Genomic DNA, 15,358 nt, shown 5'->3' with positions numbered 1-15,358 from the left:
CGATCACCGGAGTTGCCATGACTACTCCCGCGCACCTTCCCGATGCCGGCTCGTATGTCGAGATGACCGACGCCGACGAGCAGGCCGCCCGTGTTCGCGTGGTTCACGCGGAGAGCGCGGGCCTGACCCTGTCGGCGCCACTCGCCGCGGTGCCGCCGGTGGGCGCCACCGTGACGCTGCGCTGGTCCGCTGCCCCTCGGGGTCGGTTCGCGCTGCCCTGCGCGGTGGTCGAGGCCGACGAGAACCGGCTGGAAGTGCGGACGGCCGGCGAGGCCCTGATCGAACAGCAGCGCGAGTTCGTTCGCGGCGGAGGCGGCGAGCAGATCATCATGCGGCGCCCGGGCCGCGATGAGGCGCACGGCTGGATCCGGGACATCAGCGAGCACAGCCTGCGCGCCCACTTCGAGGGCACGAACATCGCCGAGGGCGAAGAGCTGCGCCTCTGGGTGCAGCTCGGCACCGAAATCCTGGACGTGCCCGCCATGGCGTCCCGGGTGGCGATGCTGCCGCAGCAGGTGCCGCCCGGGCCGATGTCCGTCGAGCTGGTCGCCCTGTTCACCATCGACGAGTCGTTGGCGCGGATCATCCGCCGCTATGTCATGCGGCAGCAGTTGCTGAGCCGAACCCGCGCCTGAGCCGTCACACCCCCAGCAGGAAGCTGAGGTGGCGCGGCGGCGGGGAGCCGTGGGCGAGCATCGCGTCGTGCCAGGCCTTCGGTGTGGCGCCGAACGGGCGGGCCGCCGCGATCGCCGCGACCTCGGTGTAGCCGACGAAGTAGGTGGAAAGCTGCGTGGAGGTGAGCAGCGCCCGCTTCCACTTGCCCGCAGCCTCACCCTCTTCCTGGAAGCCCCGGTGGAGCATCAGCTCCATGCCGTCGGCTTCGGTCATCGCTTCGCAGTGCACGAGCTGGTCGATGATCGCGTTGAGGCTCATCCGCAGCTGCATCTTGAGCTGCTGGATGCGCACCGGGAGACCGCCGAAGCCCAGCGCGGCCATCAGCTCCTCGGTGTAGACCGCCCAGCCCTCGACGAACGGCCCGGAGAAGCCCAACGCCCGCGCTCGGGTGGCGGACCGGAACCGGCGGGAGTGGGCGAGCTGGAGGAAGTGCCCCGGCATCGCCTCGTGGACGGTCAGGTTGCGCAGCATGTGGTTGTTGTATTCGCGGTAGAACGACTCCACCCGCTGCGGCGACCAGTCGGCGGGGGCCGGCGCGATGCAGTAGAAGGTCGGCACGTCCGCGGTCTCCAGCGGTCCCGGCGGGTCGCAGTAGGCCACGGCGACGCCGCGGGCGAACTCCGGCATCTCCTCGATGACGCAGGGGTCGTCCAGCAGGGTCAGCAGATCATGCTCGCGGACGAACTCGGTCGCCTCGGCCATGGTCACCTTGGCGAGGTCCACGATGCCGGCGCCGTCCGGGTGCTGGTCGGCCAGGATGCCGAGGGCCTGCCGCACGGTGTCGTCGGTGGCCGGACCGCCGACCAGTTCGGCTGCTGCCTCGCGGAGCCGGGCGGTCACGTCGTCCAGGTTGCGCCAGGCCCGGGACAGGACCTCGGCGGCGGGGAGCTCGGTGTCGAGGGTGTGCCACAACCGGGCTTCCCACAGCGGCCGGCCCAGTCGGGGGTTGCGACCGGGCTCACCGCTGTCGACCCTGGCGCGGAGCCACCCATCAAATTCGCCGAGCGCGCTCAGGGCGGCGGATGCTGCCGGCTCGACCGTGGCGCGCAGGCCGGGCGCGTCGGCCAGCAGGGCGGGCACCTCATCCCGAATCAGCGCTGCCGCTCCCGCGAACTGGCCGATCGCGACCTCGGCGTGCAGCCGGGGCACGTCGTGCAGCACCGCCCGAGCGGTGGCAAGCGCGTCCGGAATTGCTGTCAGCCGCCCGGCGAGCGCCGTGAGACGCTCCTCGACCGGCGCGAACGGGCGGGCGATCAACGTGTGCAACAGCGGGCCGGGGTTGTGGGCAAGCGGGTCCCACTCGTGCTCCCGCACCTCGGTCAGCTCGAACATGTTCCGCTCGACGATCGCGGCGAGAATGGCGTGGTCGACCTGGTCCTGCGGGGCGAACGAGTCCGGGTCGACCCCCGCCAGCGCGTCGGCCGCGTCGCGCAGCATGGCGACCCGCTCGGCGACCGCTCCCGGCGACTGATCGGGCAGCCGGTCATCGGCACGGTGGTCACCCGCGAACGAGGCGAGGGCGGGGTGGGTGTCCAGGATGGCGTCGACGATGCGCTCAGCGAGCGGAACGAACTCCGGCATGCAGCGAAATCTACTCGTTGAGTGCGACATTCTCCTGGCACGCGCGGCGCGCGCTAGGAAGCCGAGCCGGCTTCTTCCTGCTCGCGAACAGCGTCGGCATAGGTCAGTGCCGCCTGGCGCAGCAACGCTTCGGGGTCCAGGCCGTCAGCCCGGGCCTGCGCCACCGTACGCAGCAAGGCTGCTCCGAGCTCGGCGTCCTCGGGCAGCGGCACGTCGAGGCCGGCCCGGGCCGTACGCTGCAGGATCTTGGCGGCCAGTGCCAGCGCGGGCTGACTCAGGGCGATGCCGTCCAGGACGGAGTCGCGTTCCTTCTCCGCGCGCTTGATCCGCTCCCAGTTGGCCGTGATCGCCTCGACGCCGTCGACGGCCTCGCCCGCGAAGACGTGCGGGTTGCGGCGGACCATCTTGTCCACCAGGTCGCCCGCCACGTCATCGACCGTCCAGCGCTCGTCCTCGGCCAGGTCCTCGGCCAGCCGCGCGTGCAACACGACCTGGAGCAGCACGTCGCCCAGTTCTTCGCGGAGTGCGCCGAGGTCGGCCGAGACGATCGCGTCGTACGCCTCGTACGCCTCTTCGAGCAGGTACGGCGCGAGGCTCTGGTGAGTCTGCTGGCGTTTCCACGGGTCGCCGCCGGGTGAGGCGAGCCGGTCTATGACGGCGACGGCGTCGAGCAGGCGGGCGCCGGGCGGATCCCAGGAGCCGTAGCAGAGCTCCAGCTCGGCGAGGGCGGGTTCGCGGGCGAGCCGCAGCCCGAGCCGCCGGGCGAAGTCTTCGTCACCGGCTGCGCCGGCCAGCCACACGACTGTGCCGTGCTCGGCGAGCAGCGCGATGGGCTGCTCGGGGTCGGGCTCCACCACGGTGACCGCAATGCCGGCCGCGCGTAGGGCGGTGGCCTGGTCGCTCTCGGCCGCGGCCAGCACCGGGAAGGCGCGGAGCAGGTCCCACGCGGCAGCGGTCAGGATTCCGGCCGGCAGCCGCGGGGAGGTGACGAGCAGGACGATGCGGCCGTGCGGCATCAGGCCACGGTGGTGACGGCGGAGACGTCCGTGACGTACGCGTCGCCGGCTTCGTCGCCGAGCCGGAGCACGACCAGCGGCACCTCTTTGCCGTCGCCGCCCTGGGCGGACAGGAGCACGATTTCCTGGTTGCCGTACCGCGGGTTGATCTTGAGCTTGTCGTTCTTGACGATCTCGCCGAGCTCGGTCCGCAGGGAGACGTACGACTGGAGGAGCGCCTTGTTCTCGGCGGAGAGTGTGCTGCTGAACTCCTCGAACTTGATGTTCGGGTCGGCGGCACCGCCCTGGACCAGCCGGGTGTAGACGTCGCGCATGTCGGCGTCGGTGAGCGTGGCCGGCGGGACGGCAGCCTGCAACGCGGTCCGCAGCCGGTACGTCTCCGCGAAGAGCTGGGTGTATTCCCAGGCGGGCGAGTAGTTGCGGGCCTGGGCCACCTGCTCGACGGTCGGGGCGGCGGCCGGCTGCACGCCGTGCGCCTTCGCCGACTTACGCAGGATGTCGACGCTGATCAGCGTGTTCAGCACGTCCTGCTGCTTGAACGGCATGACCGGCTGCGGCAGCGCCTCGGTGCCGGCCGCCTCGGCCTGCTCCTGAGCCTTCTTCCGCTCGGCGACGAGCTGGTCCTGCACCTGGTCGTAGATTCCCTGCACCCGCTCTTGGGTGATCTTGCCCCCCGCGCTGTAGACAGCCACGTCGGGCGACTGCTGGCAGGCGGTGAGGCCGGCGACGGCGAGGACGGCGACGACGGCGGTGGATGCGAGTCGGCGGGCACGCTGCATGGTCATGACTCTCTCACGCTCCGGTAGTGACGCCCGCCACGGGGGCGGAAATGTCACCTAAGACGTCCTTGAGGAGCTGGGTGCACCATTGCAGCAGTGCCAGGTCGCGCAGCGGCTCGCCGCCGACCCGGCGAGTGCTCGGCCGCGGCACGCTGACCTGGTCGTTCGCCTGTTTGTAGACCGAGTCCGGGTGGTAGCGCTTGAGCCGCAGCTGCTTGGAGTCGGGCAGCGGCAGCGGCGAGAACCGCAGGTGCTTGCCCTGCATGGAGACGTCGGTGAGGCCGTACGCCCGGGCTACGAGGCGGAACCGGGCGACCGCGATGAGGTTGGCGACGGGTTCGGTGGGTTCGCCGTACCGGTCGGTCATCTCGGCGACCACCTCGTCCAGGCGGGCGCTGTCGCGGGCTTCGGCCAGCTTGCGGTACATCTCCAGGCGCAACCGCTCGACGCCGATGTAGTCGGTGGGCAGGTGTGCGTCGATCGGCAGGTCGATCTTGACCTCGGGCTCCTCCTCGGGCCGCTCGCCCTTGAACGCCGACACGGCCTCGCCGACCATGCGGACGTAGAGGTCGAAGCCGACGCCCTCGATGTGGCCGGACTGTTCGCCGCCGAGCAGGTTGCCGGCGCCGCGGATCTCGAGGTCCTTCATGGCGACGTACATGCCGGCGCCGAGCTCGGTGTGCTGTGCGATGGTGGCGAGCCGCTCATGGGCGTGCTCGGTGAGCGGCTTCTCCCGCGGGTAGAGGAAGTACGCGTACGCGCGCTCCCGGCCTCGACCGACCCGCCCACGGATCTGGTGCAGCTGGGCCAGGCCGAGCAGGTCGGCCCGCTCGACGATGAGCGTGTTGGCGTTGGGGATGTCGATGCCGGACTCGACGATGGTCGTGCAGACCAGGACGTCGAACTCCTTCTCCCAGAAGCCGACCATCACCTTCTCGAGCTGTTCCTCGCTCATCTGGCCGTGCGCCACCGCGACCCGCGCCTCGGGCACCAGCTCGCGCAGTTTGCGGGCGGTCCGGTCGATCGACTCGACCCGGTTGTGCAGGTAGAACACCTGACCGTCGCGCAGCAGCTCACGGTGGATGGACGCGGCCACCTGCTTGTCGTCGTGCGCGCCCACGTACGTGAGGACGGGGTGTCGTTCTTCGGGTGGCGTGGCGATGGTCGACATCTCGCGGATGCCGGTGATCGCCATCTCCAGGGTCCGCGGGATCGGCGTGGCGGACATGGTGAGCACGTCGACCGCCGCGCGCAGGGCCTTGAGCTGTTCCTTGTGCTCGACGCCGAAACGCTGCTCCTCGTCCACGATGATCAGGCCGAGGTTCTTGAACCGGGTCGAGTTCGCCAGCAGCCGGTGCGTACCGATGACGATGTCGACGGTGCCGGCGGCCGCTTCTTCCAGGGTGAGCGTGGTTTCCTTCGCCGTCTGGAACCGGGACAGCTGCTTGATCTGCACCGGGAACTGACTCATCCGCTCGGTGAACGTGTTGAAGTGCTGCTGGGCGAGCAGCGTGGTCGGCACCAGCACGGCGACCTGCTTACCGTCCTGCACCGCCTTGAACGCGGCCCGGACAGCGATCTCGGTCTTGCCGTAGCCGACGTCGCCGCAGATCAGCCGGTCCATCGGGACCTGCAACTCCATGTCGTGCTTGACCTCGATGATCGCGGCCATCTGGTCGGGCGTCTCGGTGTACGGGAAAGCGTCCTCCAGCTCACGCTGCCACGGGGTGTCCGGGCCGAAGGAGTGCCCCTTCGAGGCCTGGCGGGCGGCGTACAGCTGGATGAGCTGGGCGGCGATCTCCTTGACCGCCTTCTTGGCCCGGGCCTTGCTCTTCTGCCAGTCGGAGCCGCCCATCTTGTGCAGCGTGGGCGCCTCGCCGCCGACGTAGCGGGAGAGCTGGTCGAGCTGGTCGGTGGGGACGAAGAGGCGGTCGCCGGGTTGGCCGCGCTTGCTGGGGGCGTACTCGATGACCAGGTATTCGCGGTCGGCGCCGTTGACCTTGCGCTGGACCAGCTCGACGTAGCGGCCGATGCCGTGCTGCTCGTGCACGACGTGGTCGCCGGGCTTGAGCTCGAGCGGGTCGATGGTGTTGCGTCGCCGGGACGGCATCTTGCGCATGTCCTTGGTGGACGCGCCGCGGCCGCCGCTGATGTCGTTGCCGGTGATGACGGCGAGCTGGGAGCCCTCGTCGACGAACCCGTGGTTGAGGCCGCCGCAGGTGACGAGCAGCTGGCCGGGCTCGATCGCGCCGCTGATCGAGTCGACGGGGGTGACGCCCAGGCCGGCGTCACGCAGCAGCTCGGTGGCCCGTTGCGCGGTGCCGTTGCCTTCGAACACGAGCGCGACGGACCACCCGGCGACGGTCCACTGCTGCAGGTCGGCGGCGAGTTTGGCGGTGTCACCGTGATAGAGCGGCACCGGCTGGGCTTTGAGGGCGACGGCGTCCCCGAGGTCGGGACTGACCTCGACCGCCGGCGCGGTGTCCAGCCAGGGCTGATCGTTGGCCGACTGCTCGGCCTCGGCTTCGACCAGACCGAACGGCGATACCGTCCACCAGGACTGGCGCAGCGTCGCGGCCTGCGCGCGCACGTCGGCCAGGGTGCGGAACGCGGCGGCGCCGACGTCGATCGGCGCCTGGCCGCCCACGGCGGCCGCGGCCCAGCTGGCCTCCAGGAATTCGTCGGAGGTCCGGGTCAGGTCATGGGCCCGGGTCCGGATCCGCTCGGGGTCGCAGAGCAGCACGTGCGTGCCGGCGGGCATGCAATCGATCAGCAACTCCATGCTGTCGGTGCCCTGCAGCAGCGCCGGGGCCAGTGACTCCATGCCCTCGACCGGGATGCCCTCGGCGAGCTTGTCCAGGATCTCGGCGATCTCGGGGTGCTGCTCGGCCAGCTCGGCGGCGCGGGCGCGGACCTGCGGGGTGAGCAGCAGCTCACGGCAGGGCGGCGCGAAGAGCCGGTCGGCCGGGTCGATCGTGCGCTGGTCGGCGACCGCGAAGGTGCGGATCTCCTCGACCTCGTCGCCCCAGAACTCGACCCGGGACGGGTGTTCGTCGGTGGGCGGGAAGACGTCCAGGATGCCGCCGCGGACGGCGAACTCGCCACGCTTGGTGACCAGGTCGACCCGGGCGTACGCCATGTCGGCGAGCTTGCGGGCGACGTCTTCGAGCTCGGCTTCGCCGCCGGGGCGCAGCTCGACCGGCTCGAGGTCGCCGAGGCCCTTGAGCTGCGGCTGGAGCAGGGAGCGGACGGGCGCGACGACGACCTGCAGCGGCTCGTCGCCGGGGTGTGCGAGGCGGCGGAGCACGGCGAGCCGACGCCCGACGGTGTCGGAGCGCGGCGAGAGGCGTTCGTGCGGCAGCGTCTCCCAGGACGGGTAGACGGCGACGTTGTCGCTGGTGATCAGGCAGCCCAGCGCGTCGGCAAGGTCGTCGGCTTCCCGGCTGGTCGCGGTGATCGCGAGCACGGGCCGGCCGGCGCCGCCGATGTCCGCCGGCCCGGCGACCGCGGCGACGACGAACGGGCGCAGCGAGGCGGGCGCGGTGAGGTCGAGCGCATCTGAGTCGACCCCGCCCTTGCGGGCCAGGTCGCGGGCTCGGGACAGCCCGCGGTCACGCAGGGCGGCGGGAACGAGGCCACTGAGTTGCATCAAAAAGACTCTTCCGCAGGCACATCGAAAAACCCCGACGCCAGTTGGACGGGGGGTATGCCCCCAGCTTAGTCCGCCGACCGACAGTCCCGGCGCGACGGACCGCTATCGGACAACATGTCCGACATAGCGCCAAACAGGTGGTCAAGACTGCCCGTTTGTTGCTGGGGGGGAATTGTCTGGGGAGGCAATGTGCGTGTCCTGCTGCTCGTGTCCGCGTTCAACGGCCTGAGTCAGCGCGTGTGGTGCGCGCTGCGGGAGGCCGGTCACGAGGTCGGCGTGCTGCACGCCACCAGTGCCCGGGACATGATCGACGGTGTGCACGCGGCGCAGCCCGAGCTGATCCTGTGCCCGTACCTGAAGGACCGGGTCCCCGCCGAGATCTGGCAGCGCTGGCGGACCGTGATCGTGCACCCCGGACCGGTCGGTGACCGTGGGCCGTCTTCCCTCGACTGGGCCATCACCGAAGGCGCCCCCGCCTGGGGCGTCACCGCGTTGCAGGCCGTCGAGGAGATGGACGCCGGTCCGATCTGGGCCACCCGGACGTTCGGCATGCCCGCCGCCCCGCGCAAATCCTCCCTCTACAACGGCCCGGTCGCCGACGCGGCCCTGGAGTGCGCCCTCGAGGTCGTGGCCAAGGCCGCCGACCCGGCGTTCCGGCCCACCGCCGCCACCGAGCTGACCGTCGAGGTGCAGGGCGCCCGGCCGCGGCCCGCCATGAAACAGGCCGACCGGGCGTTCGACTGGACAGCGCCGTCCGAGCACATCGTCCGGCGCATCCGGGCCGCCGACGGTGCTCCCGGCGTCCGCACCGAACTCGCCGGCCTCGAGGTATTCGCCTACGACGCGCACCCCGGCCTGGCCCGCGGCGTACGGCCCGGTGCCATCGCGGCGCGGCGGCAGGGTGCGGTGCTGGTGGGCACCGGCGACGGCAGCATCTGGCTGGGACATCTGCGCGACGCGACCGAACCCGGCAGCTGCAAACTGCCCGCCACCGCGCTGCTCGGACGCCGGCTGCGCACGGTGCCGCAGTCCCCGCTGCCCGCCGGCATCGAACCCGAAGCGCCGTCCTACCGGCAGATCCGCTACCGACGCTCCGGCCCGATCGGCTGGCTGGCGTTCGACTTCTACAACGGAGCGATGTCCGCCGGGCACTGCCGGCGGCTGCTCGCCGCGTTCCGGCACGCCGCCGGGCAGGACACCCGGGTGCTCGTGCTGCGCGGCGGCACCGACTCGTTCAGCAACGGCATCCACCTCAACGTGGCGGAAGCCGCCGCCGACCCGGCCGCCTCCGCCTGGGCCAACATCAAGGCGATCAACGAGGTGTGCAAGGCCCTGATCCGCTGCACCCGACAGGTCGTCATTTCCGCGTACGCGGGCAGCGCCGGAGCCGGCGGGGCCATGCTCGGCCTGGGCGCCGACGTGGTGGCCGCCCGCGACGGCGTGGTGCTGAACCCGTACTACGACATGGGTCTGTACGGCTCGGAGCTGCACACGTACACGTTGCCGCGGCGGGTCGGCGCGGAGACCGCACAGCGGCTCATTGACGCGAAGCTGCCGGTCAGCGCCACCGAGGCGGCGTCGTTGGGCCTGGTCGACGAGGTCGGCCCGCGGCACCCCGAGGCGTACGCCGAGTGGCTGACCGCCCTCGCGACGCGGCATGCCGACCCGCGGACCGCCGGCCGACGCCGCGCGGCCAAGGTGAAGCGGCTCGCCGGCGACCGGGTGCCGCTGGACGTGTACGAGTCGCGCGAGCTGGCCGAAATGAGCGCGGACATGTTCGGCGACCGGTCGGGGTTCGCGGCCGCTCGGCGGGCATTCGTCGGCAAGGTCCGTATCCCCGCACCGGACCGGTTCCTGTTGACGTCTCCGGCACCGCAGAACGCCACCCGGCCGCGGCAGGTCGGCCGCCCGCGTACGCCCGCCGGTGAGCAGCACCCGCGCCTGCGGTCCGCCACGCCGCTGTCTGCCTGACGGCGTAGGCACTCTTCCCACCGGACGCACGCCGCCCGGTCTTCTGCCCTGCCCTCGATGTGAGAGGACGTCGATGAGCGATCCCGCACGCCCTCCGGCGGACCCCGCCCTTGCTGCCGTGCTGCACGCACCGACAGTCGCCATGCCGGGCCGGTACGAGTACTCGGGTTACAGCGTGCTGGCCGGCCCCGCGGAGAACGTCGACGGCCCGCACCCGGTCGTGATGAGCCCGCTGGCCCGGCGTCGCCCGTTCGCGACCGTGCTCATCACGCTGTTCGCGTTCGCCTTCGAGGGCACGTTCTTCACCTGGCTGCTCACCTCGATCGAGCTGCCCCACCGCGGCCTGCACGCGTGGCTGTACGCGGCCACCCTCTTCATGATCGTGGCGACCGCCCTGATCGAGCTGTTCCGCCTCGTCAACGTGGTCACGCTGTGCCTTGCCACGCTGTGGGCCAGGGACCCGGTGCCGATGGTCCCGGATGCCGGCCTGCGGGTCGCCTTCCTCACCACGATCGTGCCCGGCAAGGAACCGGTCGCCATGGTGGAACGCACCCTGCGCGCGGCCCGCGCCATCCGCCATCCCGGCCAGTACGAGGTGTGGTTGCTCGACGAGGGCGACGACGACGAGGTCCGCCGGATGTGTTCGCGGATCGGCGTGAAGCACTTCTCCCGCAAGGGAAAGCTGCACTGGAACACACCGACCGGCGCCTTCAAGGCGAAGACCAAGCACGGCAACTACAACGCCTGGGTCGACGCGCAGGGCGACGGATACGACGTGTTCGTGTCGGTGGACCCGGACCACGTGCCACTGCCGAACTTCTGCGAGCGGCTGCTCGGCTACTTCCGGGATCCGGACGTGGCGTTCGTGGTCGGCCCGCAGATCTACGGCAACTACGACAATGTCGTCACCCGCTGGGCCGAGTCGCAGCAGTACCTCTTCCATTCGCTGCTGCAGCGCGCCGGGAACCGACTCGGCGTCTCGATGCTGGTCGGCACCAACAACGCCGTCCGGATCGCGGCGCTGCGCAGCATCGGCGGCCTGCAGGACTCGATCACCGAGGACATGGCGACCAGCCTGGTGCTGCACAGCGCCAAGAACCCGGAGACCGGTCAGCGCTGGCGCTCGGTCTACACGCCGGACGTCCTCGCGACCGGCGAGGGTCCGTCCTCGTGGACCGACTATTTCAGCCAGCAGGACCGCTGGTCGCGCGGCACGAACGAGGTCGCCGTGACGTCGTTCGCCAAGCTCGCGTGGCGGCTCGGCCCACGCCGGGGCCTGCACTACCTGCTGCTGATGTCGTACTACCCGCTGACCGCGCTGGCGTGGATCCTCGGCGCGGTCAACGCCACCTGCTATCTGGTGCTCGGCGCGAAAGGCGTCCAGGTGCCGCAGGAGGTGTGGCTGATGCTCTACGTCGACGCGGCCCTCTTCCAGGTCGGCCTCTACGTCTGGAACCGACGGCACAACACCAGCCCGCACGAGGAAGCCGGCTCCTCCGGACTGACCGGCATGGTGGTGTCCACATTGTCTACACCGATCTACGTGTCGTCATTCATCAGCGCGATCCTGCGCCGCCGCACCGGATTCGTGGTCACCCCCAAGGGCGACTCGGCCAGCCCGGACCGGCTGCTGACCTTCGGGCACAGCCTGCGCTGGGCCGCGTTCTATGTCGCGCTGCTGATCGCCGCGCCGATCGGCGGCCACGTGCACGGCGCCATGTGGGTGTGGCCGACCCTCAACCTCGTCATCTGTCTCACCCCGCCCGCCATCTGGGCGGCGCAGGAATGGCAACGCCGCCGGGCCGCACCGGCGCCCGCGCGGCAAACCGAGCAGGACCAACCCGTGGAGACGTACGCATGAAGCCCCGCCCCCGCACCTCGACGCCCCGCCGCCTCCTGAGCGCCGGGATCGCCATCGTGGTCCTGAGCGTGCTCGTGTTCGTGAATCGGCCGATGGTCGCCTTCGGCGCGGACGCGTACCGCGACTTCACCATCAACCGGCAGTCCTACAAGGAAAAGCACGGCCACTGGTCGCGGCTGCCGGTGCCGGACGGCTTCCGGGTCAACGCGATCCACGCCGCGCTGCTGCACACCGGTAAGGTGCTGATCATCGCGGGCAGCGGCAACAACCGGGACAACTTCGAGGCCGGCAGCTTCCGTACGGTGCTCTACGACCCCGCGCAGGACTCGTTCGCCGAGGTGCCCACACCCACCGACGTGTTCTGCGCCGGGCACACCTTCCTGCCCAACGGCAACCTGCTGGTCGCGGGCGGCACCAAGTCGTACGAGGTGCTGGAGAAGGACATCACCCACGCCGCCGGCGTCATGAAGATCAAGAACGAGTCGCCGGCCGGCGGTCCGCGCGTCTTCCCGAAGGGCACCACGCTGGTCGCCCAGGACGGCACCGAATACCGTACGCGCGCCGACCTGACCGTCCCCGCCGCCCGCGCGATGAACCACGGCGGCAAGGTCATGACCCACGCTGGTGAGGCCGAAGTCTGGGTGGACGCCGTCCAGGAGGGCACCGCCCCCGTCGTCGACCACCCGGCCCAGTACGCCGTGGCAGGTCTCAGCGGCGCGGACACCCGCAACATCTACGGCCTCTCCGACAAGATCACCCGGGAGAAGCAGGAGTACGGCGGCGACAAAACCTCCTACGAGTTCGACCCCCGCACCGAGCGCTACGTCCGCACCGGCGACATGGTGAAAAGCCGCTGGTACCCCACGCTCGCCGAACTGCCCAGCGGCGACGTGCTCGCCGTCTCCGGCCTCGACGAGTTCGGCCGGATGCTGCCCGGCGACAACGAACGCTACGTCCGCGACCAGAAGCGCTGGGTCGACGCCCCGGAGCTCAAGCGGGTCTTCCCCACGTACCCGTCGCTGCACCTGATGGCGAACGGCAAGCTGTTCTTCTCCGGCTCCAACGCGGGCTACGGCTCGGACACCGAAGGCCGTACGCCCGGCCTGTGGAACCTGCGCAACAACAGCTTCCGCGAGGTGCCGGGTCTCCAGGACGGCCACATGACGGAAACCAGTTCGTCGGTGCTGCTGCCGCCGGCGCAGGACCAACGCGTCATGATCTTCGGTGGCGGTGAGGTCGGTGAGTCCCCGGTGTCCACCGCACGGACCGCCATCGCCGACCTGGACGCCCCCAACCCGGCCTACACCGCCGGCCCGAACCTGCCACAGCCCGCCCGCTACCTGAGCACCGTGGTCCTGCCCGACGACTCGGTCTTCACCACCGGCGGCTCCTCCGGCTACCGCGGCGGACGGTACGGCAACCAGACCCGCAGCGACCTTCACAACGCCCAGATCTTCCGCACCACCAGCGGAAAATTCGAGACCGCCGCCGAGTCGAACGTCGGCCGCAACTACCACTCGGAGGCGCTGCTGCTGCCCGACGGCCGGGTCATCACCCTCGGCTCCGACCCCCTCTACGACACCGACGGCCGCAACCCCGGCACGTTCGAGCAGCGCATCGAGGTGTACTCCCCGCCGTACCTGTTCAAAGGTCAGCGACCCACGATCGGCCGCAACCCGGAGGCGGTCCAGCGCGGCACCACCTTCGCGGTCGCCACCCCGGACGCCGCCCGGATCCGCACCGCCCGCCTGGTCCGCCCCAGCGCCGTCACCCACGTGACCGATGTGGACCAACGCTCGGTGGCACTCGACATCACCCCGGCGACCGGAGGGCTCGCTTTGTCCGTACCCAAGGCAAAAGGTCTTGTTCCTTCTGGTTGGTACATGCTCTTCCTCGTCGACGGCAAGGGCGTCCCGTCCACCGGCCGCTGGATCCAGGTCCGCTGATGTCCCGCCACGCCATGCGATCCCGCCGGCGGCCCCTGGTCGCCGCGGGCCTGTCCCTGATCGCGGTCCTCGCCGGCATCGTGTCCCTGTCCGCGCGCGGCACGGACTCCCCCGTCGTGACCGGACCCGCCGCCGCCGTCCGCGAGCCAGCACCCGAGGCGTCCCGCGGCATTGTCGGCCGCCAGCTCTATGTGGACCCCACCGGCGCGGCCGCCAACCAGGTGCGCGCCTGGGAAGCCGCCGGCCGCAAAGCCGACGCCGCGATCATCCGACGCATCGCGGACCGGCCCGTCGCCACCTGGTTCGCCGACGCCAACGCCGGCTACGCCCAGCGCGCCCGGCAACTCGTCACGGCCGCGACCGCCGCCGGCAAACTGCCGGTCCTCACCCTCTACTACATCCCCGACCGCGACTGCGCCGGCCAATCCGCGGGCGGCGCGGCCGACGCCACGGCCTACCGATCTTGGGTACGCGCCATCGCGTCCGCCCTGCACGGCCATCGGGCCCTGATCGTGCTCGAACCGGACGCGATCCCCCAGGCGGTCGAAGGTTGCCTCGACGACCGCGCCACTCGCGAGCGGTACAGCCTGCTGGCCGAGGCGATCGGCGCACTGCGCGCCAACCCGGACGTGTCGGTCTATCTGGACGCGGGTAACCCGACGTGGCTTACCGACCCGTCCCGGATGACCGCGGCCCTGCGTATCGCCGGGATCGGCCGCGCCTCCGGCTTCGCCCTCAACGTCGCCAACTTCGAAACCACCGCCGACAACGTTCTGTACGGCAGCAAGCTGTCCGCGTTACTGGGCGGCGCGCACTTCGTGGTGGACACGAGTCGCAACGGCAACGGGCCGGCCCGCAAGGGTGCGGGGAACGAGCACTGGTGCAACCCACCGGGTCGATCTCTCGGGGATCCGCCCAGCACGCGGACGGGGGTGCCGCTCGCCGACGCGTACCTGTGGATCAAACGCCCCGGCGAATCCGACGGCGCGTGTGGCAACGGCGCACCCGCCGCAGGCCAGTGGTGGCCCGAGTACGCGCTGGGCCTCGCCCGCTAGCCCTGATCGCGTTCGACCATCTCCCGGGCGACCTGGATGGCTTCGGCTGCCACCGCTGCAGACACGTCACCACCCTGCGGATCAATCATGAACCGTGCGGCCGACCAACCGCTGTCGTCCGGGATGGCGACGGCGAACCGCACCTGCTTTCCCGCGTCATTCACATAGCTGAACTCGATAGATCGCTCCGTGGGCGTCTCGGCATCGATGACTTCGACATCCAGGCCGTCGAACCGGATCGTCCGCATCACAAGTCGCTCCGCAACCTTGTTTTCCGGAGAACGCTGACGGCGGCATCCTCCACTGTGCTCACAGCGCCATCGGCGGCCAGCTTCTTCACGAGCCGGTCCGGCGGCACGCACCGCGACTCACCGAAACGAAGTGAGTCGTCGACTACCTCACTGTCACCACACTTGGCGAACGCGGCGACGGTAGCAATGCTCAGCACCTGCGACACATTCGTCCGTGAAGAGGACACGAACGCGAACATTCCAGTCTCCGGATCCGCATCGCGCGGTATGTGCTCCGCCAGGTGGACGAAGGCCGCGGCCTCCAGTTCGAGAATCTCGAAGACCAGGTCACACGAACGCGATTCCACAGCGCCGAAGGGATCGCGGACCGTCGTCAGCTCCGCATCGACTACCGGCCGACTCGTGCCGCCACGGAGCCGTTCCGCCGTCGCCTCATGGATACTCACGGTGAATGACCGCCCGGGGACGGGAAGCAGGTCGGCGAGAAACCTCTCCGTCTGCTCGACAACATCGGCGACGGTCAGCCTCCTATTGACGCGCGCCTCCCACTCGATAGCCACCGTCGCTCCCT

11 protein-coding genes are annotated in these 15,358 nt (G+C 70.4%); 5 read left to right on the top strand and 6 right to left on the bottom strand.

The features are described from left to right. Nucleotides 1–17 precede the first annotated feature (17 nt). A complete protein-coding gene (locus ACIA1L_RS09405; RefSeq protein ID WP_396072116.1) occupies nt 18–635 on the top strand; it encodes a hypothetical protein in 618 nt (205 codons plus the stop codon). A 4-nt stretch (nt 636–639) separates the two neighbouring features. Here the strand turns inward: ACIA1L_RS09405 and ACIA1L_RS09400 are convergent, their stop codons facing one another. The 4 genes from ACIA1L_RS09400 to mfd are packed head-to-tail and all read right to left on the bottom strand — an operon-like array spanning nt 640 to nt 7,700. Then, nucleotides 640–2,256: a DUF885 domain-containing protein gene (locus ACIA1L_RS09400; RefSeq protein ID WP_396072115.1), complete on the bottom strand. Its 1,617-nt coding sequence runs from the start codon at nt 2,254–2,256 to the stop codon at nt 640–642. A gap of 53 nt (nt 2,257–2,309) precedes the next feature. Further along, nucleotides 2,310–3,272 carry a nucleoside triphosphate pyrophosphohydrolase gene (locus tag ACIA1L_RS09395; RefSeq protein ID WP_396072114.1) on the bottom strand — a complete coding sequence of 321 codons (963 nt, stop codon included), beginning with the start codon at nt 3,270–3,272 and terminating at the stop codon, nt 2,310–2,312. Beyond that, complete coding sequence (locus tag ACIA1L_RS09390) at nt 3,272–4,057, bottom strand: hypothetical protein (protein WP_396072113.1); 786 nt, start codon at nt 4,055–4,057, stop codon at nt 3,272–3,274. Before ACIA1L_RS09390 ends, ACIA1L_RS09395 begins: the two co-directional genes overlap by 1 nt. Before the next feature lie 7 nt (nt 4,058–4,064). Continuing rightward, complete coding sequence (mfd, locus tag ACIA1L_RS09385; protein WP_396072112.1) at nt 4,065–7,700, bottom strand: transcription-repair coupling factor; 3,636 nt, start codon at nt 7,698–7,700, stop codon at nt 4,065–4,067. Nucleotides 7,701–7,892: 192 nt separating this feature from the next. Here mfd and ACIA1L_RS09380 point away from each other — a divergent pair, with 192 nt between their 5' ends. The 4 genes from ACIA1L_RS09380 to ACIA1L_RS09365 all read left to right on the top strand — a co-directional run bounded on the left by ACIA1L_RS09380 (nt 7,893) and on the right by ACIA1L_RS09365 (nt 14,536). Then, entirely contained in the window at nt 7,893–9,674 is a 1,782-nt protein-coding gene (locus tag ACIA1L_RS09380) for a hydrogenase maturation protein (protein ID WP_396072111.1), read from the top strand. A 73-nt stretch (nt 9,675–9,747) separates the two neighbouring features. Beyond that, nucleotides 9,748–11,535 (top strand): glycosyltransferase family 2 protein, encoded by a 1,788-nt coding sequence (locus ACIA1L_RS09375; RefSeq protein ID WP_396072110.1) that lies wholly within the window; start codon nt 9,748–9,750, stop codon nt 11,533–11,535. After that, complete coding sequence (locus ACIA1L_RS09370; RefSeq protein ID WP_396072109.1) at nt 11,532–13,481, top strand: galactose oxidase-like domain-containing protein; 1,950 nt, start codon at nt 11,532–11,534, stop codon at nt 13,479–13,481. Before ACIA1L_RS09375 ends, ACIA1L_RS09370 begins: the two co-directional genes overlap by 4 nt. Then, nucleotides 13,481–14,536, top strand: a complete 1,056-nt coding sequence (locus ACIA1L_RS09365; protein WP_396072108.1) for a glycoside hydrolase family 6 protein — start codon at nt 13,481–13,483, stop codon at nt 14,534–14,536. The genes ACIA1L_RS09370 and ACIA1L_RS09365 overlap by 1 nt, the downstream gene beginning before the upstream one ends. Here the strand turns inward: ACIA1L_RS09365 and ACIA1L_RS09360 are convergent. After that, nucleotides 14,533–14,784, bottom strand: coding sequence for a hypothetical protein (locus ACIA1L_RS09360; RefSeq protein ID WP_396072107.1), 252 nt, complete (start codon nt 14,782–14,784; stop codon nt 14,533–14,535). The two genes, ACIA1L_RS09365 and ACIA1L_RS09360, sit on opposite strands and share 4 nt — an antisense overlap. Next, nucleotides 14,784–15,347, bottom strand: a complete 564-nt coding sequence (locus tag ACIA1L_RS09355) for a hypothetical protein (protein ID WP_396072106.1) — start codon at nt 15,345–15,347, stop codon at nt 14,784–14,786. Before ACIA1L_RS09355 ends, ACIA1L_RS09360 begins: the two co-directional genes overlap by 1 nt. Nucleotides 15,348–15,358 lie beyond the last annotated feature (11 nt).

Source organism: Actinoplanes sp. NPDC051859 (assembly GCF_044452725.1).
GTDB lineage: Bacteria > Actinomycetota > Actinomycetes > Mycobacteriales > Micromonosporaceae > Actinoplanes.
This window is presented reverse-complemented; position numbering and strand designations above follow the sequence as displayed.